The organism is Pseudenhygromyxa sp. WMMC2535, assembly GCF_011083025.2.
Window position 1 is genome coordinate 748543 of sequence record NZ_JABJWV010000001.1, and the last position, 23984, is coordinate 772526.

Here is a 23984-nt window from a genome sequence, read left to right on the forward strand (position 1 = left end):
GGTAGCGCGACATGAGCACTTCCAAGACTCCCCCCGAGCCCGGCCGCGAGCAGGCCCGCCACGAGCTGAAGCTCGCCGGCGCCCTCGAGCTCGCGCCCGCCCTCGAGAGCACCCCCGTCGAGATCCGCGATCACTACGGGCACTACATCGCCGGCGCGTGGGTCGAGGGCGCCGAGGAGGCGCGCTTCGAGACCCTCAACCCGGCCACGGGCGCGCGCCTGGCCAGCGTCGCGGCGGCCACCGAGGCCGAGGTCGACGCGGCCGTGAGCGCGGCCCGCACGGCCTACGAGCAGGTCTGGTCCAAGCTCTCGGGCCTCGAGCGCGGCAAGTACCTGTTCCGCATCGCTCGCCGCCTGCAAGAGCGCGCCCGCGAGTTCGCGGTGCTCGAGACCATCGACAACGGCAAGCCGATCCGCGAGACCCGCGACATCGACGTGCCCCTGGCCGCGGCGCACTTCTTTTATTACGCGGGCTGGGCCGACAAGCTCGGCCACGCGGCCGCGGGGCGCAGCGTCGCCCCCCTCGGCGTCGCGGCCCAGATCATCCCCTGGAACTTCCCGCTGCTGATGCTGGCCTGGAAGATCGCTCCCGCCCTGGCCACCGGCAACACGGTGGTGCTCAAGCCGGCCGAGACCACCCCGCTGACGGCGGCGCTGTTTTGCGAGGTCCTCGACGCGGCCGGGCTGCCGCCGGGGGTGGTCAACATCATCAACGGCGCCGGCCCGACAGGCGCCCGGCTGGTCGCGCACCCCGGCGTCGACAAGGTCGCGTTCACCGGCAGCACCGCCGTCGGGCGCACGATCATGCAGGCCATCGCCGGCACGCAAAAGCGCGCGACCATGGAGCTGGGCGGCAAGGGGGCCAACATCGTGTTCGCCGACGCGGCCCTCGACCAGGCCGTGGAGGGCTGCGTCGACGGGATCTTCTTCAACCAGGGCCACGTGTGCTGCGCGGGCTCTCGCCTGCTCGTCGAGGAGTCGATCGCCGAGGACTTCGTCGCCCGGCTCCAGCGTCGCGTCCAGACCCTGCGCGTGGGCGACCCCCTCGACAAGAACACCGACATCGGGGCCATCAACTCCAAGCAGCAGCACGAGACGATCGCCGGCTACCTCGAGATCGCCACCCGCGAGGGCGCGACGGTCTGGCAGGGCGCCGCCTGTGAGCCGCCCGCGGCCGGGCACTACCACCTGCCCACGATCCTCACCGGCGTGCAGCAGACCGACACCGTCGTGCGCGAGGAGATCTTTGGCCCGGTGCTCTCGGTGCTGACCTTCCGCACCCCCGACGAGGCCGTGCGCAAGGCCAACGACACGGAGTACGGCCTCGCCTGCGGGGTCTGGTCCGAGAAGAGTCAAAAGCTGTTCCGCACCGCCCACGCCCTCGACTGCGGCGTGGTCTGGGCCAACGGCTACAACCTCTTCGATCCGACCTCGCCCTTTGGCGGCGTGCGTCACTCGGGCTTCGGCCGCGAGGGCGGCGTCGCCGGGCTGTGGCCCTACCTGCGCGAGGTGAGCCCATGACCGTCCAACCCCGCCTCCTCGTCGAGAAGACCCTCAAGCTCTACGTGGGCGGCAAATTCATCCGCTCCGAGTCCGGCCGCGTCGACCGCATCCGCGCGACCGGCGTCCAACCCAGGGATATCTACGTGTGCCGAGCCAGCCGCAAGGACTTCCGTGACGCCATGGATCAGGCCCGCGCCGCCCTGGCCGGCTGGTCCGGGCGCAGCGCCTACAACCGCGGGCAGATCCTCTACCGCCTCGCGGAGATCCTCGAGGACCGCGCCCACGCCCTGCCGATCGACGACGAGCACGTCCACCTGGCCGTCGACCGCGTCGTCCACCACGCCGGCTGGTGCGACAAGATCCAGGCGCTGCTCTCGACCCTCAACCCCGTGGCCACGGCCCACGTCAACTACTCCATGCTCCGCCCCGTGGGCGTGGTCGTGGCCGTGCCCGATCCCGCCGACGAGCTCCTGGGCATGGTCGAGGCGCTGTGCGCCGCCACGCTGATGGGCAACGTGGTCAAGCTCTTCGTGCCCCTCGCCGCTGGCGAGCTGGCCACGGCCCTGGCCGAGGCGCTGGCGACCTGCGACATGCCGGCGGGGGTCGTGGACGTGATGACCACCGACGTGCCCGGGCTCCTCGCCTGGGCCAACCACCACGACGACCTCGACGCGATCTACATCGCCGAGGGCGCCGTCGACCCCGAGCTGCGCGCAAGCACCCAGCGCGAGGCCGCCCGAGTCATGCGCCGGCTGATCCACGTCACCGGCGCGGCCGAGTCCGCCTCTCCCCTGACCTTGCAGCAGCTCGCAGAGATTAAAACCGTATGGATGAGCAGCTGAACCCCAACGATCCCACCTTGACCCTGACCGAGCTCAGCGAGGACGGCGCGACCCAGGCGCTGCTCGATCGCGTCGAGCGCGAGAGCGGTGTCACCCCCAAGCGCTCGCCGCTGAGCGCCTGGATGCGCGCGGCGGCCCACGCCTGCCGGGCCGAGCTCGCCGAGCGCATGAACCAGACCCTGCGCAGCGATCGCAAGTCCGGGGCCAAGCGCGTTCACTACCTGTCCATGGAGTTCCTCATGGGCCGCGCCCTGAGCAACGCCCTGGCGGCCCTCGGCCTCGAGGCCGCGTTCAAGCGCGCGGCCGAGAGCGCCGGCCATCAGCCCCGCGACGTGCTCGAGCGCGAGCCCGACGCGGCCCTCGGCAACGGCGGCCTCGGCCGGCTCGCGGCCTGCTTCCTCGACTCCATGGCCACCCTCGAGCTGCCCTCCTTCGGCTACGGGCTGCGCTACGAGTACGGGATGTTCGATCAGCACATCCACGACGGGGCCCAGACCGAGGAGCCCAGCGACTGGCTGCGCGACGGCAACCCCTGGGAGCTCCACCGCCCGGAGATCCACTTCCGCGTGGGCTTTGGCGGCCGCGTGGTCAGCGAAGGCCAGGACCGGCGCTGGGAGCCCGGCGAGACCCTCCACGCCACGGCCTACGACTTCGTGGTCCCCGGCTACGCCACGCGCCGGGTCGCGGTCTTGCGCCTGTGGCAGGCCGCGCCCAGCCGACCGATCGACTTCGCCGCGTTCTCCCGGGGCGACTACGCCTCGGCCGGCGCGGCCAAGCAGGCGGCCGAGACCATCAACTGGGTGCTCTACCCCGACGACTCGACCCCGGCGGGCCGCGAGCTTCGCCTGCGCCAGGAGTACTTCCTGGTCAGCGCCTCGCTCCAGGACCTGATCGCCCGGCACATCGCCGACCACGGCCGGCTGACCAACCTGGGCGAGAAGGCGGCGATCCACCTCAACGACACCCACCCGGCGCTGACCGTGCCCGAGCTCCTGCGCCTGCTCATCGACGAGCACGGCATGACCTGGGAGGCGGCCCTCGAGCAGTGCCAGCGGGCGCTGAGCTACACCAACCACACGCTGATGCCCGAGGCCCTCGAGACCTGGCCGGTGCGCATGCTCGAGGACCTGCTGCCCCGGCACCTCGAGCTCATCTATCAGCTCAACGCCCACTTCCTCGGCCACGTCACCCGCCACTTCCCCGACGACAACGAGCTCATCGCCCGGGTCTCGCTGATCGACGAGCAGGGCGAGCGCCGCGTCCGCATGGCCCCGCTCTCGATCGTCGCCTCGCACCAGGTCAACGGCGTGTCCAAGCTACACTCGGACCTGATGGTCGAGACGATCTTCGCCGACTACGCGCAGATCCTCCCGCGGCGCTTTTGCAACGTGACCAACGGCGTGACCCCGCGGCGCTGGCTGGCCCAGGCCAACCCCGAGCTGTCGACGCTGCTCGACCGTCGCCTGGCCGGCGGGCACGACTGGCGCACGCACCTCGAGCGCCTCGCCGAGCTGCGCCCGCTGGCCGACGACGCCGAATTCCGCGCCGAGATCCTCGCCGCCAAGCTCAGCAACAAGCAGCGCCTCGCCGAGCTCGTGCGCCGCGAGCTCGGGCTGATCATCGATCCCGACAGCCTGATCGACGTCCACATCAAGCGCATCCACGAGTACAAGCGCCAGCTGCTCAACATCCTCCAGGTCATCGCCCGCTACCAGGCGATCTCGGCCGCGCCCGAGGCCGACTGGCAGCCGCGCACGGTGCTCTTCGCCGGCAAGGCGGCCTCGGCCTACCACAAGGCCAAGCTGATCATCCGGCTGATCCACGACGTCGCCCGGGTGGTCAACAGCGACCCGCGCATCGACGGCCGGCTGCGCGTGGTCTTCCTGCCCAACTACGGGGTCTCGGCCGCCGAGGTCATCATCCCCGCCGCCGACCTCTCCGAGCAGATCTCCACGGCCGGGACCGAGGCCTCGGGCACCGGCAACATGAAATTCGCGATGAACGGCGCGATGACGATCGGGACGTGGGACGGGGCCAACATCGAGATGGCCGAGGCCGTCGGCCGCGACCACTTCTTCATCTTCGGTCACGACGCCGACGAGGTCCGGGAGCTGCGCAACGAGGGCTACAACCCCCGCGCCTACGTCGAGGACAACCCGCGGCTATTCAAGGTGCTCGAGGCCATCGCCAGCGGGGCGTTCTCGCCGGCGGACCACGCCCGCTACCGCGGCCTGGTCGACAACCTGCTCAACCGCGACAGCTACCTGCTGCTCGCCGACTTCGCCGCCTACCTCGAGGCCCAGGCCCGCGTCGACATGCTCTTTGGCCAGCGCGAGCGCTGGGCCGGCGAGACGATCCACAACATCGCGGGCATGGGCTACTTCTCCACGGATCGCACGATCCGCGACTACGCCGAGAACATCTGGGGGATGCCCGTCCCCACCCGCGAGCCCGATGCTTAGTGCCGATCGAGTCAACACGCTGATCAGCGGCGAGCACGGCGATCCCTTCGCCCTGCTCGGCCCCCACCGCGAGGACCCCGAGGCCCCGCGCTCGCCCACCTGGGTGCGCGCGCTGCTGCCTGGCGCGCTCCAGATCGAGGTCGTGCGCGCCGACGCGACCCCCGATCCCGCGGACAGCCCGGGCGCCAGCCTGGCCGCGCTCGACCAGATCCACGCCGACGGCCTGTTCGAGGGTCGCCTCGATCAGCCGCCGCCCCTCGACTACCGCCTGCGCGTCCACTACCCCCTGGGCCACACGGTCGTGATCGACGACCCCTACCGCTTCGCCTCCGAGATCGGCGAGCTCGACCGCCACCTGCTCGGCGAGGGCCGACACCTGCGCCCGTGGACCGTGCTCGGCGCGCGGCCGTGCGCGCAGGAGGGCGTGGCCGGCGTGCGCTTCGCCCTGTGGGCGCCCAACGCCTCGCGGGTCGCGGTGGTCGGCGACTTCAACAGCTGGGACGAGCGCGTCCACGGCATGCGCCCGCACCCCGGCGCGGGGCTGTGGGAGCTGTTCATCCCCGGCCTCGACGCCGGCGTCGCCTACAAGTATCAGCTGCGCGATCAGGGCGGTCAGCCGCTCCCGGCCAAGGCCGATCCCTACGCCTTTCGCGGCGAGCTGCGCCCGGCCACGGCCAGCGTCGTCGCCCCCGAGCCGCCCGAGCGCAAGCTGCCCGAGGGCCGCGCGGCCGCCAACGATCGCTCGGCCGCGATCTCGATCTACGAGGTCCACCTCGGCTCGTGGCGGCGCGGGCCGGCCAGCCCCGATCAGCCCGACGCCGAGGCCGGCGCGATGCTCGACTGGGACGCGCTCAGCGAGCAGCTCCCGGCCTACGCCGCCGAGCTCGGCTTCACCCATATCGAGCTCCTGCCCGTGGCCGAGCACCCCTTCGACGGCTCCTGGGGCTACCAGGTCATCGGCATGTACGCGCCCTCGGCCCGCTTTGGCCCGCCCGAGGGCTTCGCCAGGTTCGTCGCGGCCTGCCACGCCGCCGGCCTCGGCGTGCTCCTGGACTGGGTCCCGGCCCACTTCCCCACGGACGAGCACGGCCTCGCCGAGTTCGACGGGACCGCGCTCTACGAGTACGCGGATCCGCGCGAGGGCTTCCACGAGGACTGGAACACGCTGATCTACAACTTCGGCCGCAACGAGGTCCAAAACTTCCTCGTCGGCAACGCGCTCTACTGGCTCGAGCGCTGGGGCGTCGACGGCCTGCGCGTCGACGCCGTGGCCTCGATGCTCTACCGCGACTACTCCCGGGCCGAGGGCCAGTGGATCCCCAACGCCGAGGGCGGCCGCGAGAACCTCGAGGCGATCGCGTTTTTGAAGCGCATGAACGAGGTCGTCGGCGGCGAGGCCCCCGGGGCGATCACCGTGGCTGAAGAGTCCACGGCCTGGCCCGGGGTCTCACGCCCGACCTCGGCCGGCGGGCTGGGCTTTTACTACAAGTGGAACATGGGCTGGATGCACGACAGCCTCGACTACATGGGCCAGGACCCGGTCCATCGCAAGTACCACCACAACCGCCTGACCTTCGGGCTGCTCTACGCCTTCGACGAGAACTTCGTGCTGCCCCTGTCCCACGACGAGGTCGTGCACGGCAAGGGCTCGATGATCGCCAAGATGCCCGGCGATCGCTGGCAGCAGTTCGCCAACCTCCGCGCCTACTACGGCTTCATGTGGACCCACCCGGGCAAGAAGCTGCTGTTCATGGGCGGCGAGTTCGCCCAGGAGCGCGAGTGGAACCACGACCGCTCCTTGGACTGGCACCTGCTCGACGAGCACCACCCGGGCAGCGCCGAGCACCGCGGCGTGCAGGCGCTGATCCGCGACCTCAACGCGGTCTACCGCGAGCTCCCGGCGCTCCACGCCCTCGACTGCGAGGGCGCGGGCTTCGAGTGGGTCCAGGCCGACGACGTCGAGCTCTCGGTCTACAGCTTCCTGCGCAAGGGCCCCGAGCCCGGGCAGCTCGCCCTGGTGGTCTGCAACTTCACCCCCGTGCCGCGCTACGGCTACCGCGTGGGCGTGCCCGCCGGCGTCGAGGCCTGGCGCGAGCGCCTCAACACGGACTCGAACCACTACGGCGGCAGCAACGTCGGCAACGTCGAGGCCGCCCTCACCAGCGAGGCGGTCTCCGCCCACGGCCGGCCGCGCTCCGTGGCGCTCACGCTCCCCCCGCTGGCGACGCTGATCCTCGTCCCGGCCTGAGCGCCTCTCTCGCGGACGCGCCTCCCCGGCGCGCCCGCGCGGTCTTTTTTCGCTACCCTCGACGCGTCACCTCATGCATCTCGAGCCCGGCCTGCCCTACCCCCTCGGCGCGACCCTGCGCGACGGCGGGGTCAATTTCGCCGTCGCCTCCGAGCACGCCATGGCCGTGGATCTGTGCATCTTCGCCGGCGAGTCCGGCGAGGAGCGCCGCCTGCGGCTGCCCCGGCAGCAAGACGGGATCTGGCACGGCTTCTTGCCCGACGCCGGCGCGGGCCTCGTCTATGGCTACCGAGCCTACGGACCCTACGAGCCGGCCCACGGCCACCGCTTCAACCCGCACAAGCTGCTCTTGGATCCCTACGCGCGCGAGATCGTCGGCAGCTTCGAGTGGCGCGACGAGCACTACGGCTACTGCGTGGATCAGCCCGAGGGCGAGCGCAGCTTCGACACCCGTGACAACGCCGCGCAGATGCTCAAGGCCCGGGTCGCCGCGCCGCTCTCGGCCCTCGACGCGCCCCCGCCCCGGGTCCACGTCGCGCCCGCCGACACGGTGATCTACGAGCTCCACGTCAAGGGCTTCACCAAGCTCCACCCCCGGGTCCCCGAGGCCCTGCGGGGCACCTACGCCGGCCTCGCCCACCCGGCGGTGATCGACTACCTGCGCGAGCTCGGGGTCACCACCCTCTCGCTGCTCCCCGTCCACTACCACCTGTCCGAGCGCCACCTCCACCCCCTCGGGCTGCGCAACTACTGGGGCTACAACACGATCGGCTTCTTCGCCCCGGACCCGCGCTTTTCGAGCACCCCCGACGACCCCACGGCGACCCGGCGCGAGTTTCGAGACATGGTCGCGGCCCTGCACCGCGCCGGCCTCGAGGTCGTGCTCGACGTGGTCTACAACCACACCGCCGAGGCCGGCGACGACGGGCCCACGCTCAGCTTCCGCGGCCTCGACAACGCGCTCTACTACCGGATGAATTGGGGCCAGGACCGCGCCCGGGTCGAGAACTGGACCGGCTGCGGCAACACCTTGGACCTGCGCTGCCCCAGGGTCTGCCAGTTCGTGCTCGACTCGCTGCGCTGCTGGGTCAGCGAGTACGGCGTCGACGGCTTCCGCTTCGACCTCGCGCCGATCCTCGGGCGGACCACGGCCGGCTTCGACCCGCGCTCGCCCTTCCTGGTCGCGCTCGGCCAGGACCCCCTGCTCGCGCGGACCAAGCTGATCGCCGAGCCCTGGGACGTCGGCCCCGGCGGCTACCAGCTCGGCCAGTTCCCCGGGCGCTTCTTGGAGTGGAACGACCGCTACCGCGACGGCCTGCGCCGCTTTTGGCTGACCCGCGACGTGCCCCGCGGCGAGTTCGCCCGGCGCCTGGCCGGCTCCGCCGACTTCTTCCAGCGCGGCCACCGGCAGCCCAGCGCGTCGATCAACTTCATCACCGCCCACGACGGCTACACCCTCGCCGACCTCGTCAGCTACGAGCAGCGCCACAACGCGGCCAACGGCGAGGACAACCGCGACGGCCACCACGCCAACTTCAGCACCAACTGCGGGGCCGAGGGCCCGAGCGACGACCCCGGGGTGCTCGCCCGCCGGGCGCGGCTCCAGCGGGCGATGCTCGCGAGCTTGCTGCTCTCCCAGGGCACGCCCATGCTGCTCGCCGGCGACGAGCTCGGCAACGGCCAGGGCGGCAACAACAACTCCTACTGCCAGGACAACCCGACCGGGTGGATCGACTGGCTGGGCGCGGACCTCGAGCTGCTCGAGTTCGTGCGCGGGCTGCTGCGCGGCCGCCGGGCCCACGCGGCCCTGCGCCACACCGGCTGGCTCAGCGAGCAGTGGCGCGAAGACGGCGGCCTGCCCGTGGAGTGGCTGGGCAACGAGGGCCTGCCGATGCGCGTCGAGAACTGGAACGACCCGCGCGTGCGCTTCTTGAGCGTGCGCATCGGCGAGCCCGACGAGGCCCTGCTGATGCTCTTCAACGCCGAGCGCAGCGCCGTCGACCTCGACCTCCCCCCCGGGCCCTGGCGGATCCTCCTGCACAGCGCCACCCCCGATCGCCGCGGCCCCGTCGACGACCGCCACCTGATCGTCTCGCCCGAGACCGTCGTCGTCCTCGCCCGCCCCCGACCCAAGGTCAGCTGACCCCCACGAGAGCCTGATGTCCACGCAACCTCGACGCCGCTGCGGCGTGCTGCTTCACCCCACCTCCCTGCCCGGGCCGCACGGCATCGGCGACCTCGGGCCGAGCGCCTATCACTTCGTCGACTGGCTGGTGACCGCCGGCGCGCGCAGCTGGCAGGTCCTGCCCCTCAACCCCATCGGCCCCGGCAACTCGCCCTACGCCAGCGTCTCGGCCTTCGCCGGCAGCCCGCTGCTGGTCGCCCTCGAGCCGTTGATCGAAGCCGGCTGGCTCGACCCGGTCCCCCCCCGAGAGAGCGAGTCCTTCGATCCCATGCGCGTGGACTTTGGCCGGGTGATCCCCTGGCGCATGGCCAAGCTGCGCGCCGCCGCCCAGGCTTTCTTCGCCGCCGAGCCCAGCCCGGCCCGCGCGCGCTTCGACGCCTACGTCGCCGCCCAGGCCCACTGGCTCGAGGACTACGCCCTGTTCATGGCCCTCGACGACCACTACCAGGCGCAGACCGGCGAGTTCGTGCCGTGGACCAAGTGGCCCGGCGGCCTGGCCCAGCGCACGCCCGCGGCGCTCGCCGCCGCCCGCGAGCGCCACGCCGAGACCCTCGACTTCTGGCGCTTCGTCCAATTTTGCTTCGACGAGCAGTGGGCCGCGCTCAAGGCCTACGCCAACGCGCGCGACGTCGAGCTCGTCGGTGACATGCCGATCTTCGTCGCCCACCACGGCGCCGACTGCTGGGCCCAGCCCGCGCTCTACCAGCTCGACGACGCCGGCGAGCCCGTGGTCGTGTCCGGCGTGCCCCCGGATCTCTTCTCCAAGACCGGCCAGCGCTGGGGCAACCCGCTCTACGACTGGGAAGCCATGGCCGACAACGGCTACCGCTGGTGGATCGCCCGCATGCGCCGGCAGCTCGAGCTCGCCGATCTCGTCCGCGTCGACCACTTCCGCGGCTTCGCTGGCTACTGGGAGATCCCCGCGTCCGCGCCCACGGCCATGGAGGGTCGCTGGGTCACGGGGCCCGGCGCCGCGCTCTTCGAGGCCCTCGCGGCCGCGCTCGGCGAGCTGCCGGTGATCGCCGAGGACCTCGGCGTGATCACCCCCGACGTCAAGGCGCTGCTCGCCCAGCTGCGCTTCCCGGGCATGAAGGTGCTCCAGTTCGCCTTCGGTGGCGAGGCCGACCACGACTACCTGCCCCACAACTACACCGCCAACTGCGTGGTCTATGTCGGCACCCACGACAACGACACCGTGCAGGGCTGGCTGACCAGCGCCTCGCCGCGCGAGCGCGCCTTCGCCCTGACCTACCTGGCCTGCGCCCCGCACGAGCTGCACTGGGCGATGCTCCACGCGGCCGTCGGCTCCGTCGCCGAGCTGGCCATCGCCCAGTTCCAGGACATCCTCGGCCTCGGCACCGAGCACCGCATGAACACCCCAGGGCAGACCGAGTGCTGGACGTGGCGCTTTGGCTGGGACATGGTCGGCGGCGAGCCAGCCATGCGCCTGCGCCAGCTGGCTGCCACCTACGGGCGCGCCGACTTCGCTAGTCTTCAGCTGCCTGGTTGATAGACTCGCGGCGCATGCGCGAGTTCGAGGAGATCCAGGGACAAAGCCGCCTACGCGCCGCGATCGCCGGCGTGCTCGCCTGCGCCGCGCTCATCGGCATCGTCGTCTACCTGCTGCCCAAGGGCCGCGGCGTCGCCGAGACCGACACGCGCGTGCTGCTCGTCGAAGCCCAGCCCAGCAACCTGATCCACCTGCTCGGTGAGGAGGGCTTCGAGGGCCTCGCGGGCACCTTCGAGGTCTGGCAGTCGAGCATCGCCGAGCAAGACGAGGACCTCGAGCCCAGCGAGGTCGATCTCGACGCGCTGCTCGACTACGCCGACCGCCAGGGCTTTGGCTACCTGGTCCTCGAGGCCCCCGAGCGCTTCGCCAGCGCCATCGCCGAGCTCGACGTCGAGGCCACTGGTGACGCTACTGGTGACGCCACCCGCGAGGCCGCTGACGACCTGAGCGAGGCGAGCTTCGCCGTGCTCAGCGTCGGCGACTTCGCCTCCCCCCACACCCTCAGCCTCGACCCGCCGAGCACCAGCGAGCTCCCCTTGCGACGCAGCGCCAAGGTCCTGCGCGCGCTCTTTGGCCAGCCCCGCCTGGCCGAGACCCTCGACGATCAGCACCCCTCCAGCGAGGTCCAGACCCGGCGCTGGCAGCTCGACGACGCCATCAAAGCCCACGCCCAGATCGTAAAAAACGAGCGCCGGGCCGCGGACATCGTCGCCGACCTCGCGGCCCAGTTCGACGCCTTGACCGTGGTCGGCAGCGCGGCCAAGGCCACGCCCCTGCACGACCCGCTGACCGGCGCGAGCATCTACCCGCTCGCCGACGGCCGGGTGATCTTCTACACCAGCAGCTTCGACCTCGGCGTCGGGCTGACCGGCATCGACCTGCACTCGGCCAGCCAGTTCTACCTGCGCGCGCTCCCGGCAGCGGCCGCGGCCACCACCCCCGGCGCGGCCGAGACCACGCTCCCCTGCCCCGAATTCCTCGACGGCGGCGGGCCACGTGGCGTCATCGATCAGGTCCGCCTGTCCGCCGAGCGCGACGCGATCTTCGTGCTCAACGACGCGGGCCGCGGCGGGCTCTTCGAGCTCGCCGAGCCCGGAGACGAGGACGCCGGCGCCTGCGGCCTGCGCCTGGTCGACAAGCTCGAGATGCCTGGCCTGGTCGACGAGTACGTGGCCGTTCGCCGCCGGGCGATCGCCACCCGCGACGTCCAGGGCGGCCGCCTGACCCTCGAGGTCCACCGCTTCGACCAGGACCCCAGCCAGGATCGGGATCGGGGCCCCAGCGTGATCGTCGGGCCCGAGCTCACGCGCAGCAGCTCCTTGCTGTGGCTCGACGACGAGCGCCTCGCCGCCCTGGTCGCGCTCGAGGGCGACTGGCCGGCGATCGCCCTGGCCGATCTGACCCGCGCGGGCGAGGTCGTGCTCTTGCCCCTCGACAACCCCGCGCACCCCTTCGATCCCGAGCGCGGGGACGTCGGCTCGCCCTGGTACGTCCGCGAGCTCCAGCGCATCCCCGGCGACACCCCGGCCCTGCTCCTGCGCTGGGAAGACGACGCCGGCTTCCACCTCTCGCGCCTCGACACCGACCACGCCTGGTCCGAGCTCGCCGGCCTGGTCGCGGCCTACGAGCTCGAGCACCCGCGGCCGCCCGAGGCCGACGAGGCCGATGAGCCCGACGAGGCCGACGAGCCCGGGCCCTTCGACGCCCCGCCCACGCAGCCCGAGCTCTTCACCTGGACCCACGTGCTCAGCGACGACGGCCACATCCGCGGCTTCGACATCGACACCGCGGGCGAGCGCGTCGCGCTCACCGTCGAGGGCGACCTCGGCGTCGACCTCGGGATCGTCGAGATCCCCGGCCGCGGTGCGCCGGCCAAGGCGCTGCGCCTGCTGATCGACGACGACGACGAGCACCGCGAGGCCGCCTTCCGCCCGGGCCACGAGGAGCTGCTGTTTCGCACGCGCATCTACCTCGATGAGCCCGAGGGCGCGCAGCTCCTGGCCGTCCACGCGCTCCCGCTGTGAGCGGGGCCCGCGGCCGCCTTTGCTCGCTCAGCGTCGCTTTGTCCGGCTGCGCCCCGCCCCGAGCAGCACGCTCATCCGCTGGCGCTGCCCGGCCTCGGCCCAGATCCGCTCGCGCCCGCGTCCGCGCAGGCGCAGCCGAGCGAAGCGACGGTTCTCGAAGCCGAACACGATCAGCGCCTCGAGGGCGTCCTCGGGGCTGCGGATCTCCGGGTCGTTGCGCAGCGTCGCCCACTGCGGCTCGCTGAGCTGACGCTTGAACTCGGTCAGCAGCCGGGCGCACTCCCACTCGGTGAACTCGACCCCGGCGCGCGCGCACATCCGCTGCAGCAGCACGTGCTCGCGCTCCGTGGCGCAGCGTGGCGGGCGGTCCGGCTTCACCACCACTGCATCGCACGGGCGCCGGTCCGCGTCACCCTCGATAAAGTACGAAGACTTTCGTTGACTTCTACGAACTCCTTCGTAGAATCCCCTCCATGACGCCACCGACACCGGCGGAGCAGGAGATCCTGGAGGTCTTGTGGAGGCGCGGGCCGTCCACCGTCCGCGAGGTCCACGGCGACCTCCAGGGCCGCCGCGGCACCGGCTACACCACGATCCTCAAGCTCATGCAGATCATGGTCGGCAAGCAGCTGCTGACCCGCGACGAGTCCTCGCGCAGCCACGTCTACGCGCCAGCCGTCGCCCGCGAGGCCATCCAGGGCAAGGCCCTGGGGGAGCTCGTCGAGCGGGTGTTTCGCGGCTCGACCTCGGCGCTGGTCATGCGCGCGCTGAGCAGCCGCAAGGCCTCGGCCGAGGAGCTCGCCGAGATCCGCGCCCTGCTCGACGACCTCGAGGCGGACCCCGACACCAACACCGACACCAGCGCCCAGGCGGGCAAGCGCGGGCGCTCGGCTCGCGGAGGTCGGGGATGAACCTGCTCGCCACCCCCGCCGCCATCGCCCTCGCCTGGGCGCTCCTCCACGGCCTGTGGCAAGCCGCGCTCATCGCCCTGATCGTCCGCGTCGCCATGTTCGGCGCTCGCACACCTCGCGCTCGCTTTGCCTGGGCGTGGTCTGGCCTGGCCGCGCTCAGCTTGGCCTTCGTGCTCACCTGGCGCGTCGAGTTCGAGGCCGCACAGACCTTGCTCGCGCGCGCGGCCCTCCTCGCCGCGCCTCCCCTGCCAGCCCCGGCGAGCGTGGGCTTGCGCGCGCGCCTGCTCGCCGCCTTCGAGCTCGCGATGCCCTGGATCGTGATCGCCTGGCTCCTGGGCGCGAGCTACCGCCTGACCCGGGTCGGCCTCGGCTTCGCAGGCGTCCGCCGCCTGCGGGCCACGGCGCGCCAGTGCCTCGACGCCAACATCGAGGGCCTGGCGCGCGAGCTCGGCGAGCGCCTCGGTCTGACCCGGACTACCCCGATCGCCGAGTCCGACGCCCTCGAGGTCCCCGCCGTGGTCGGCTGGCTGCGCCCGCTGATCCTGCTCCCCGCCGGCCTCGCCGCGCGCGTGGAACCGCAGGTCCTCGAGGCCGCCATCGCCCACGAGCTCGCCCACCTGCGCCGCGGCGACTACCTGCTCAACGCCGCGATCATGATCAGCGAGGCGCTCTTCTTCCATCACCCCTGCGTGTGGTGGATGGCCGACCTCGCCCGCCGCGAGCGCGAGCACGCCTGCGACGACCTCGTGGTCGCCAGCGTCCAGCCGCCAGCTCGCTACGCCCGCGCGCTCCTCGATCTCGAGCTCGCGCGCGTCGCCAATCCCCACACCACGTCCGCGCCAAGCCCCAGCTTGGGGGCCGACGGCGCCCCGCTGCGCGCTCGCGTGCAGCGTCTCCTCCACCCCGACACCTCAGCGACCAAGACCATGACCAAACCCCTGACCAAACATCGCGAACACCTGCCCTCCTGGATCCCCAGCCTCGCCCTCGTCGCCGGCCTCGGCCTCACCTTCGCGGCGCCGGCCTGCGGCCCCGGCGACAGCGACGCGAACAGCCCCGAGGCCCTCGTCGAGGGCACCATCGACCTCGACGACACCACCGCGACCCTCGACGTGCCCTGGCTGCCCGCCAGCGTCACCGCCCACCGCGAGACCATCGAGGCCGCCGCCCATCACCACGGCGTCGACCCGGACCTGCTGGCGATCGTCGTGCTCCTCGAGTCTGGCGGAGACCCCCAAGCTCAGAGCCCGACCGGCGCCCGCGGCCTGATGCAGCTGATGCCCGCGACCGCCGCCCAGATCGCAGCCGAGCGCGAGCTGAGCGAATATGAGCTCGAGCGCCTGTGGGACCCGGCCTACAACCTCGACCTCGGCGCCTACTTCTTGAGCCAGCAACTCGAGCGCTGGGGCGAGGTCGAGCTCGCAGCCGCCAGCTACAACGGCGGCCCGCAGCTGGTCGAGCGCTGGCTCGCGGGTGAAGCTGCGCTCAGCGAGGAGACCGAGCACTATCGAGCAGCGGTCGCCGAACTGTGGCAGGCACGCCACGCGGCCGAGCGGCCCCAATAGGCCAATTCACACGGCCCTTCGAGGCCTCGGTCCGAGGAAGCGTTAACGCGCTCCCTCGGATAGTTGGCACTAGGAGTCATGATATATGTGGCATCGAGTTTGTCGGGCACAAATGACTGACGAGCAACGAAGTCAGCGACCGTTGCTCCAAGCCTGAGGCCCATCGAGCCCTCTGGAGCACGCACTATCTCACTCAACGATCTGCTCAAACCAACAGTTCGAGTTTGTCCCATATCCTGGCACGATGGCGGCATGAGTGAAGTCAGAGAGCTGAGCACGACGGGCTTTCCAGACCTGCCGATCGATCCCCTGCGCGCGGAGGGTGACGACAACCGCGATCTCCTCGGCCTCGAACAGCACGCCGCCGCGCTCTCTGGCTTCATCCAGATGTGCAGCATGCCGATGACCATCGGCATCCAGGGCGACTGGGGCTCTGGCAAGACCTCGCTGATGAACCTGGTCCGGGCCAAGCTAGGCAACGAGCACGCCCTCAACATTTGGTTCAACACCTGGCAGTACTCGCAATTTGGCAACGAGGCCCAGCTCGCGAGCTCGATGCTCGTGAACCTGATGCAGAAGATCAAGGCCGAGGGCAAGCCGACCAAGAAGGTCTGGCACAACGCCAGCCGCTTCATCCGCTCGGTCGTCCAGGCCTCCGCGCTGACCTCGGGGATGGCCGCCGGGATCTCGATCCAGGGCAAGTCCTTCCTCGACGCGCTCGAGGGCCGCGGCGACCTCGACGACGCCGGCCTGTTCGAGCAGATGAAGGCCGACTTCAGCGAGGTCATCCAGGACGTCCTCGCCCAGGGCGGCGAGGGCAGCGGCTTTCAGCGCGTGGTCATCTACATCGACGACCTCGACCGGCTCGCGCCGAGCAAGGCCGTCGAGCTGCTCGAGGCCGTCAAGAACCTGATCGACGTCGACGGCTGCGTGTTCGTGCTGGCGATCGACTACGACGTGGTCATCCGCGGCCTGCGTCAGCGCAAGGAGTACATCGCCGAGGACTTCCGCGAGGCCGAAGGCAAGAGCTTCTTCGACAAGATCATCCAGGTGCCCTACCGCATGCCGGTCGAGCGCTACACGACCCACACCTTCTTGCAGAGCCACTTCGAGCGGGTCTACGGCGAGCTCGGCGAGCAGACCTCGGCCTTCTTCGAGGCCTCGGCGAGCCGGCTGATCCAGGCCTCGGTCGGCAACAACCCGCGCGGGCTCAAGCGCGCCCTCAACATCCACTCGCTGTTCTCGCACCTGATGCGCCTGAGCAGCGAGGAGGAGGTCGGCGAGGGCGAGCGCCTCGTGACCTTGGTGTTCGCCTGCGTCCAGGTCGCGCTCCCACAGATGTACGCGCTGCTGTCCAAGCACCAGTCGCCCTTTTGGACGCTGGTCGCGCTGCGCGAGCCCTCGCTCCATGGGCTGCTCGAGGCCCCCGAGGGCGCCCCGGGCTTCGCCGAGGTCGCCGGGCGGATCAACGAGACCCTCCACCGCCTGCGCGAGCCGACCGAGGACGACGACGACGACACCACCGATGACGACGCCGCCTCCGTCGAGGCGCTGGTCACGGACCTGCGCCGCTTCGTGCTCGCCAAGGAGACCGGCAAGCAAAAGCGCATCCGCGAGCTCGCCGGCATCGCCCTCGACGCGATCAACGTCAACGGCGACGAGGTCTACTCCCAGGCCGAGCTCGAGGTCCTCGACTCGGCCCTGAGCGTGACCTCGACGACCTCGGTCAAGGCCGAGGACGACGAGGAGGTCGAGACCGCGCCCAGGGTCCGCCGCAACGTCGGCTTCCGCGAGCTCTCGGAGCTGCTCCCGGAGATCTTCGTCGACCGCCCGATGCTCGTGTTCTGGGACCCCGAGACCTCGGAGTACAACGAGAACTTCAAGCGCATCCCCGACTACGAGTCCAGCGTCTCTCGCCTGCGCGTCGTCGTCGACGGCGCCTCGGTCAGCCTCAAGGAGGAGACCCTGCGCGTGCTCGCGCTTCAAGAAGAGCGCGGCGGGCGAGCCCAGACCGCCTCCGAGCAGGCCGGGCGGGTCAATTCCTCCAACTACTGGGTGATCGAGGGCGACGAGGAGGAGCGGACCGTGACCGCGGTCCGCGAGGCGTGGAAGCGGCTCAACATCGGCAACGCCAACGTCGACATGCGTAGCTCCGACGGACGCGAGGCCTTCGAGCGGCGGATCCTCGCCTACATGCGCAACCAAGACGGCTACATCCCCGCCCGTCAGGTTCAAGAGAACGTCGGCGGCTCCATGGCTCAGCTGCGCCGCGCCCTCAACCGACTCATCGAGCAGGGCCTGGTGACCTACAAGGGCCGGGCGCGGGGCACTCGCTACGCCGCCTGCAACTGAACGAGGACAACGACGACGACCCGCGATGCTCGCTGCTTGGTGCGAGCGCCGCGGGTCGTTTCGCGTCCGGGTGTAGATTCCGCCTCGGCGCTCGGGCGCAGCGAGAGCGAGGCTCAGCGCTCTCGGCCCTTGGCCTCGCCCCCATCCTCCTGAGGCTGCGCATCGGCTTGCGCATGAGCGGCCCGCGCTGGGCTGCTCGAGCACAGGCCAAAGAGGAGGGTCAACAGGGCGAGGGTGCGGCGACGGCGAGCGTTCATGAGGCGGGGGGAGTCACCGCACGCTGCGGGGATCGATTCCCAGATACCATCGGCCCATGCTGGATCTGACCTGGAACCCTCGCGCCGCGACGCTGCTGTTCTCGAGCCTGAGCCTCCCCACGCTGGCCTCGGGCTGCGGCTCCGACTCCCGAGCCGACACCGACTCGGACGATGGGATCTACACCCTCGACGACGGTCAGGACGCGGATGAGGGCGAGGTCGGCGAGGGCGACGACACCGTCGGCGAAGGCGACGACGAGGGCGGGATCAAGCTCGACACCACGAACTTCTCCGACATCCCGGATCAGGACGCCAGCCCGATCATCCCCGAGACCTGCACTCAGGCCGAGGCCGGCGAGAGCACCGTGGGCTGCCTGTTCTACGGCGTCGACCTCGACTCGCACGATGGGGTCGAGACCCAGCAGTTTGCGATCGTCGTCTCCAACGTCCAGGAGAGCCAGATCGCCACGGTCACCGTCGAGCAGAAGCAAAACGGGGCGTGGTCGACCATCGCCGGGCCCCAGCAGGTCTCGCCCCTCGATCTCTACACCTTCAACCTGCCCGACCTCCACCAGGACGACAGCGGCGTCAAGGTCGGCGGCGCCTACCGGGTCAGCTCGGACGTGCCGATCATCGCCTACCAGTTCAACCCGATCGACGGGGGCAGCTCCTACCTGTCCGACGCATCGATGCTCTACCCGGTCCCGACCTGGGATCACATCAACCACGTGGTCGGCTGGAAGGTCATCGACGAGGGCGACGTCCAGGGCGCCTACCTGACCATCGTCGCCGCCAAGGACGGGACCGAGGTCGTGGTCACCCCGAGCGCGACGACCCTGGCCGGCACCAACGTCCCGCCCAGCCCCGCGGGCGTGCCCTTTGCGATCAACCTCGACGAGGGCGACGTCGCCGAGGTCATGACCAAGACCATGAACGTGGGCCTGACCGGCACCCGCGTCGTATCCGACGAGGACCACCCCGTGGCCGTGTTCTCGGGCTGCGAGTGCACCTTCATCCCGACCAACACCTACGCCTGCGACCACCTCGAGGAGCAGCTCTCGGGCGTGCGCCTGTGGGGCCAGCACTTCATCGCCTCGCGGGTCCCCCCCCGCAGCGCCACGGACACCTCGCTGTGGCAGATCTACGCCTCGGAGGACGGGACCTCGATCTCCATCAACCGCGACGCGGCGATCTCCGGCATCCCCGCCGACAACTTCGTGCTCAACGCAGGCGACGTCGTCGAGCTCTACGTCGGCGGCAACGCGAGCACGCCCGGGGACTTCGAGGTCGAGGCCGACAAGCCGATCGCCGTGGTCAACTACATGACCGGCTCGGAGAACCCTGGCGCGGGCATCGGTGATCCCGCCATGGTTCAGCTCAGCCCGATCGAGCAATTCTTGCCGCGCTACGTGGTCTTGGTCCCAGGCACCTGGATCAACGACGTCGCCGTGATCGCGCGCCCCGCGGGAGCGACGATCACCCTCGACGGAGCCGCGATCGACGACGGCCTGTTCATCCCCGTGTCGACCAGCGGCTTCGAGGTCGCCCGCGTCCCGGTCAGCGATGGCATCCACGTGTTCGACGGCGATGAAAACGCCTTCTCGGTCGTCATCGTCGGCTACGACGAATACGACAGCTACGCCTACCTCGGCGGCACCGGCACGGGAGTCATCAACCCCAACCCGCCCATCGGCTGATCACCCAGCGTTCAGGCCGCGCGAGCCCGCTTCGCTCGCGCGCTTCGCTCGCGATCATTGCGTCTCACGGTGCCGCGTTCTCTCCACGCGATGCACTCGCGCAAATCCCCGCGTTGCTCGAGTCCTGCGGCCTCCGTTACCGTGAACGAGCATGAGTGTGCTGCGCGGCCTTCCCCCTGCCGCCTTCGTCGAGGCCTTCCCCTTTCACCTGTGGCTCGACGCGCAGCTATGCCTGATCCAGGCCGGCGCGCTCATTGTTCAGCTGCTCCCCACGCTCCGCGTCGGCGCCCCCCCCTTTGGCCCGCTTCGCCTGCTCAAGCCGAGCTGCCCCCTCGACGCCGAGGCGCTGCGCGAGCACGAGTCGCAGCTCTTCGTGCTCGAGGCCTTCGCCATCGACATGCGCCTGCGCGGCCAGCTGATCTGCGTGGACGAGGACGACAGCCTGGTCTTGCTGCTCTCGCCGCGGATCAGCGACGAGGCCGAGCTCGGGCGCTGGGATCTCGGCCTGGCCGACTTTCCCCTGCACAGCCCGATCAGTGACCAGCTCGCGCTGATCCGCTCGCTGCGTACGGGCCTCGACGATACCCGCCGCCTCGCCCAGCGCTTCGAGGCCCAGCACCGCGAGCTCACCGAGAATCGCCAGCGCATCGAGCTGTACATGAACCAGACGCCGATGGCGATCATCGGCTGGAACACCGAGGGCGAGATCGTGTCGTGGAACCCCGCGGCCGCGCGGCTCTTCGAGCTCCCCCTCGAGCAGGCCCTCGGCCGCGGCATCGAGGTCCTGCGCATGCGCGCGGTGCTCGAGCCCGGCGAGCACGAGGCCCACGAGGGCTTCACCCTGCTCACCGAGCACCAGCGCCTCGTGCTCGAGCACGACCTCGGCGGCGACGGCCCGCTGGTCACGGGCTGGCACAACACCAACATCGTCGATCCCAACGGCCTCCGCGCTGGCGTGGCCTCGATCATCCGCGACGTGACCGAGGCCCGCCGCGCCGCCCAGGCGGCGCTCGAGCGCCAGAAGCTCGAGAGCCTCGGCCTGCTCGCCGGCGGCGTCGCCCACGACTTCAACAACATGCTCGCGGCCCTGCTCGGCACCGCCGACATCGCGCTGCTCGAGGCCCCGCCCGACTCGCCGCTGATCCCCCACCTCGAGGAGATCGCGTCGATCGCCGAGCGAGCCGCGGATCTCACCCGCCAGCTCCTCGACTACACCGGCCGCGGGGACAGCCAGCGCGAGCCCGTTGATCTGTGCGCGCTGATCACCGAGATGCGTCCGCTGCTCGAGGTCTCGATCTCCAAGCAGATCGCCCTCGAGTTCGACCTCCGGCCCGAGCTCCCGGCGATCGCGGCCGACCTCACCCAGCTGCGCCAGGCGCTCATGAACCTCGTGATCAACGCCGCCGAGGCTATCGGTGAGGGGCAAGGTCGCGTGCGCGTCGAGGTCAGCCTCGAGCGCCTCGCCCGGCCCCTCGATCTCCCCGAGGCCCGCGGCGGCTCCCTCGGCCCCGGGGCCTACCTGCGCCTGTCGGTCACCGACGACGGCGCGGGCATGAGCCCCGAGACCCTCGACAAGATCTTCGACCCCTTCTTCACCACCAAGTTCACCGGCCGCGGCCTCGGCCTCGCCTCGCTCCAGGGCATCGTCCGCACCCACCACGGCGCGATGCTCGTCGACAGCGAGCTCGGCCACGGGACCTGCTTTTGCCTGCTCTTCCCGGCCCTCGACCACCGGGCCTCGGCGCCCCTCGCCAAGGCTCCCGCGCCGACGCGCGAGGCCAAGGGCCGCCTGCTCGTCGTCGACGACGAGCAAGACATCCGCCGGATGCTGCGCTCCGCCCTCGGCGGCCTCGGCTTCGAGGTCGTCGCCGCCAAGGACGGCGCCGAGGCGCTCTCGCTCATCGCCCGAGACCCCCGCGGCTTCGACCTCGTGCTCACCGATCTCACCATGCCCGGGGTCGACGGCCACGCCCTCTTCGCCGCCCTCGTGGACGGCTCCCCCGGGCTGCCCGTGGTCGTCAGCAGCGGCTACGACGACCTCGACCTCGACCTGCGCGATCAGAGCGGCCGGCCGGTGCCCTTCTTGAAGAAGCCCTACCGCCTGACCCAGCTGCTGGCCACGATCCACGAGGCCATGCGCCGCGAGTGAGCCTCAGACCCGGCGGCCAGCCGTGGCCCAAACGCGCGCTCGATAGCGACTTCGAGGCTTCTTCGCTGACGACCGTGTCTTCAAGTCTCCCTGGCGTCGTGGAGCCCAAACGCCCGCAGCCTGTTGCGCAACCGAGCTCGCGTGATGCCCAGCTTCCGGGCCGTCGCGCTGATCGTCTTGCACTCGGCGAACACCTGCGGCAGGTACAGCTCATCGACGATCGCATGCAAGGTCTCGTAGTCGTATCGGCAGCCCTGCAAGCGCTCCGCCAATTGTCGCCCCCACCAATCTTGCTCACCCAAGCTCAGATCTTCGGACCGGATCACCTGGTCGCGGCAGACGACCGCGGCGCGGCGGATCGTGTTGCTCAGCTCGCGCACGTTCCCCGGCCAGTCGTAGGCAACGAGCAGGATCTTTGCGTCCTCACCAAAGCTGACAGGCGGTTCCGCGCGATCCCTCTGCTCCGCCAAAAAGTGCTCCGCAAGCATGAGCACGTCCATCTCGCGCTCGCGCAGCGGCGGCAACCACAGGGTCGCCTGGGCGACTCGGTGCAGGAGCTCCTCGCGGAACCGTCCGGCGCGGATCTCGGCCTCGAGATCGACGTTGCTCGCAGCGAGGATTCGAACGTCGACTCCGCGCACCTTCTCGGCCTCGCCGAGGCGAGACAGCTCTCGCCGCTCGAGCACGCGCAGGAGCTTGGCCTGATGCTCGAGTGAGAGCAGGTTGATCTTGTCAATGAACAGGGTCCCGGTGTGGGCCTGCTCGACCAGCCCGGGCTGGTCGGAGTCCGCCCCCACGAAGGCTCCGCGCCGAAAGCCGAACAAGCCCGCGTCGGCGAGTCCCCCGGGCAACGCGCCACAGTCGAGGATGATGAAGGGGCGCGCTCGTCGAGCTGACAGTTCGTGGATCGTGCGTACGGCCCTGTCCTTGCCCGTGCCTGTTTCGCCCTGAATGAGCAGATCGAGGGACGAATCGGCGAGCCTGGTCAGCGAGGCGAACAGCTCGCGCATGGCCACGCTCTCCCCGTGGAGCAGGCCGCACTCCTTGCCTGATGTGACCTCGACGTCGACGTGGCCGACGTCGATGACCTCGACGCAACACTGCCCAGCCCAGAACTTGTCGCCGGGCGCCAAGGTCAGGCGGCGAACTCGATGTTTGCCAACCCAGGTGCCGTTCTTGGAGCCTAGATCCTCGAGCTCGACTCCACCGTCGACCACCCGCAGCGAAAAATGGAGCTTGCTCACCGACTGATCGCTGATCACCACGCTCGCGGCTCGGCTGCGGCCGAAGGTGACGGTCGCACCCTTGGTGAGCTCGACTTCGGATGGCGGACCGTCGAGTACGCGCACGCGAAGCTGGCCAGGGCGACGGGCGATGAGTGGGCCTGGGGAGGCGGCGGTCGACTCGGTGTGCTCGGGCTTGGCCATGGGGCAGGTTCAAAATCGCAGGCCGACGCCGCTGAGCTCGACTCGCGCGGTCTTGGCCGACCGGCGCGGTGCGAGCACCCAGGCATCGATCGCCAGCAACGCCGTGCCTGCGACCATGCTGGTCAGACCGACGCTGAGCAGGGCGACGCCGGGTGGGCGATAGTTGATGACCGTCAGCTGGGACGGATCGTTGCTGGGCGTCGTGTTGTCGTCACGAGCGAGCAGCACCCCGCCCGTAATCGCGCTGACGAGGCCAAGGCTGCCCGCAGCGATCCCCACGTACGCGGCCGCGCCGGGTCCGGCCGAACGGGCGCCGCGCTCTGCTCCGGGCTCGGGAGCGGTGTCGACCGCAGCAGGAGCTGACTCCTCGACAGGTTCGGGGCGCTCGGCGAGGGCTCGCTCGACCGCGCTCGGTAGGATCGCCAGGGCCTCGGTGACGAGCTCGGCGGGGGTACAGCGCAGGCAGGTCTGCGCCTCTCCGCGCTGCAAGACTCGGCCATCGTGGAGCGCGACGGAGTGGACCACGTACACGGGGTTCTTGTGGTTGGGCTGGCCGAGCTCGACACGTAGGAGCAGTTCGGCGGACTCGGACTTGGAGATGGTCAAGCCATGCGCCGCGGCCAGGGCTGCGAGCTGGGCCTCGACCTCGCTCTCAACCTCGGCCCGAGTGTCTCCGGGCAGCGTGTCGGCGGCGATCTCGACGCGGGCGCTGAGCGGCTCGTCATCCGCGCTCGCGGACTCGACTGCTGGAGCATCGGGCTGTTGCGCGAAGGCGGGCGACGTCGAGCCCAGCGTGGCCAACAGCGCGACGCTGATGACGAGGTGGCGATTTGGCACTGAGGACATGGGCTCC

The 23984-nt window shown here is 70.5% G+C and carries 16 protein-coding genes; 12 read left to right on the forward strand and 4 right to left on the reverse strand.

Annotated elements, in window-relative coordinates:
• The first annotated feature begins 11 nt into the window (after positions 1 to 11).
• The 7 genes from G6O69_RS02765 to G6O69_RS02795 all read left to right on the forward strand — a co-directional run bounded on the left by G6O69_RS02765 (position 12) and on the right by G6O69_RS02795 (position 12773).
• A complete protein-coding gene (locus G6O69_RS02765; protein WP_172301975.1) occupies positions 12 to 1520 on the forward strand; it encodes an aldehyde dehydrogenase family protein in 1509 nt (502 codons plus the stop codon).
• Positions 1517 to 2344: an aldehyde dehydrogenase family protein gene (locus tag G6O69_RS02770; protein WP_172301976.1), complete on the forward strand. Its 828-nt coding sequence runs from the start codon at positions 1517 to 1519 to the stop codon at positions 2342 to 2344. The genes G6O69_RS02765 and G6O69_RS02770 overlap by 4 nt, the downstream gene beginning before the upstream one ends.
• Positions 2329 to 4806: a glycogen/starch/alpha-glucan phosphorylase gene (locus G6O69_RS02775; protein ID WP_172301977.1), complete on the forward strand. Its 2478-nt coding sequence runs from the start codon at positions 2329 to 2331 to the stop codon at positions 4804 to 4806. Before G6O69_RS02770 ends, G6O69_RS02775 begins: the two co-directional genes overlap by 16 nt.
• On the forward strand, positions 4799 to 7054 hold the full coding sequence (gene glgB, locus G6O69_RS02780; protein ID WP_172301978.1) for a 1,4-alpha-glucan branching protein GlgB: 2256 nt from the start codon (positions 4799 to 4801) through the stop codon (positions 7052 to 7054). The genes G6O69_RS02775 and glgB overlap by 8 nt, the downstream gene beginning before the upstream one ends.
• Before the next feature lie 73 nt (positions 7055 to 7127).
• Positions 7128 to 9197, forward strand: coding sequence for a glycogen debranching protein GlgX (gene glgX / locus G6O69_RS02785; RefSeq protein WP_172301979.1), 2070 nt, complete (start codon positions 7128 to 7130; stop codon positions 9195 to 9197).
• Between the two features lie 16 nt (positions 9198 to 9213).
• Complete coding sequence (gene malQ, locus G6O69_RS02790; RefSeq protein WP_172301980.1) at positions 9214 to 10749, forward strand: 4-alpha-glucanotransferase; 1536 nt, start codon at positions 9214 to 9216, stop codon at positions 10747 to 10749.
• A 14-nt stretch (positions 10750 to 10763) separates the two neighbouring features.
• Positions 10764 to 12773 (forward strand): hypothetical protein, encoded by a 2010-nt coding sequence (locus tag G6O69_RS02795; RefSeq protein WP_172301981.1) that lies wholly within the window; start codon positions 10764 to 10766, stop codon positions 12771 to 12773.
• A 27-nt stretch (positions 12774 to 12800) separates the two neighbouring features.
• Here the strand turns inward: G6O69_RS02795 and G6O69_RS02800 are convergent, their stop codons facing one another.
• Complete coding sequence (locus tag G6O69_RS02800) at positions 12801 to 13151, reverse strand: hypothetical protein (RefSeq protein WP_172301982.1); 351 nt, start codon at positions 13149 to 13151, stop codon at positions 12801 to 12803.
• Between the two features lie 95 nt (positions 13152 to 13246).
• Between G6O69_RS02800 and G6O69_RS02805 the strand changes: the two genes are divergently transcribed.
• The 3 genes from G6O69_RS02805 (at position 13247) to G6O69_RS02815 (ending at position 17601) form a co-directional block, all read left to right on the forward strand.
• Positions 13247 to 13684, forward strand: a complete 438-nt coding sequence (locus tag G6O69_RS02805) for a BlaI/MecI/CopY family transcriptional regulator (protein ID WP_172301983.1) — start codon at positions 13247 to 13249, stop codon at positions 13682 to 13684.
• Positions 13681 to 15249 (forward strand): M56 family metallopeptidase, encoded by a 1569-nt coding sequence (locus tag G6O69_RS02810; protein WP_172301984.1) that lies wholly within the window; start codon positions 13681 to 13683, stop codon positions 15247 to 15249. Before G6O69_RS02805 ends, G6O69_RS02810 begins: the two co-directional genes overlap by 4 nt.
• Before the next feature lie 252 nt (positions 15250 to 15501).
• The gene (locus tag G6O69_RS02815; RefSeq protein ID WP_172301985.1) at positions 15502 to 17601 is read left to right on the forward strand and encodes a P-loop NTPase fold protein; all 2100 of its coding nucleotides are present in this window, start codon (positions 15502 to 15504) and stop codon (positions 17599 to 17601) included.
• Positions 17602 to 17714: 113 nt separating this feature from the next.
• On the opposite strand, the gene G6O69_RS02820 is transcribed toward G6O69_RS02815, so the two are convergent.
• On the reverse strand, positions 17715 to 17858 hold the full coding sequence (locus tag G6O69_RS02820) for a hypothetical protein (protein ID WP_176396593.1): 144 nt from the start codon (positions 17856 to 17858) through the stop codon (positions 17715 to 17717).
• 56 nt (positions 17859 to 17914) lie between these two features.
• Between G6O69_RS02820 and G6O69_RS02825 the strand changes: the two genes are divergently transcribed.
• Positions 17915 to 19555, forward strand: coding sequence for an IgGFc-binding protein (locus tag G6O69_RS02825; RefSeq protein WP_172301986.1), 1641 nt, complete (start codon positions 17915 to 17917; stop codon positions 19553 to 19555).
• 151 nt (positions 19556 to 19706) lie between these two features.
• Positions 19707 to 21704: an ATP-binding protein gene (locus G6O69_RS02830; RefSeq protein ID WP_172301987.1), complete on the forward strand. Its 1998-nt coding sequence runs from the start codon at positions 19707 to 19709 to the stop codon at positions 21702 to 21704.
• A gap of 80 nt (positions 21705 to 21784) precedes the next feature.
• On the opposite strand, the gene G6O69_RS02835 is transcribed toward G6O69_RS02830, so the two are convergent.
• Positions 21785 to 23131, reverse strand: coding sequence for a sigma 54-interacting transcriptional regulator (locus G6O69_RS02835; RefSeq protein ID WP_172301988.1), 1347 nt, complete (start codon positions 23129 to 23131; stop codon positions 21785 to 21787).
• Positions 23132 to 23140: 9 nt separating this feature from the next.
• Complete coding sequence (locus G6O69_RS02840; protein WP_172301989.1) at positions 23141 to 23977, reverse strand: hypothetical protein; 837 nt, start codon at positions 23975 to 23977, stop codon at positions 23141 to 23143.
• Between the last annotated feature and the right edge of the window lie 7 nt (positions 23978 to 23984).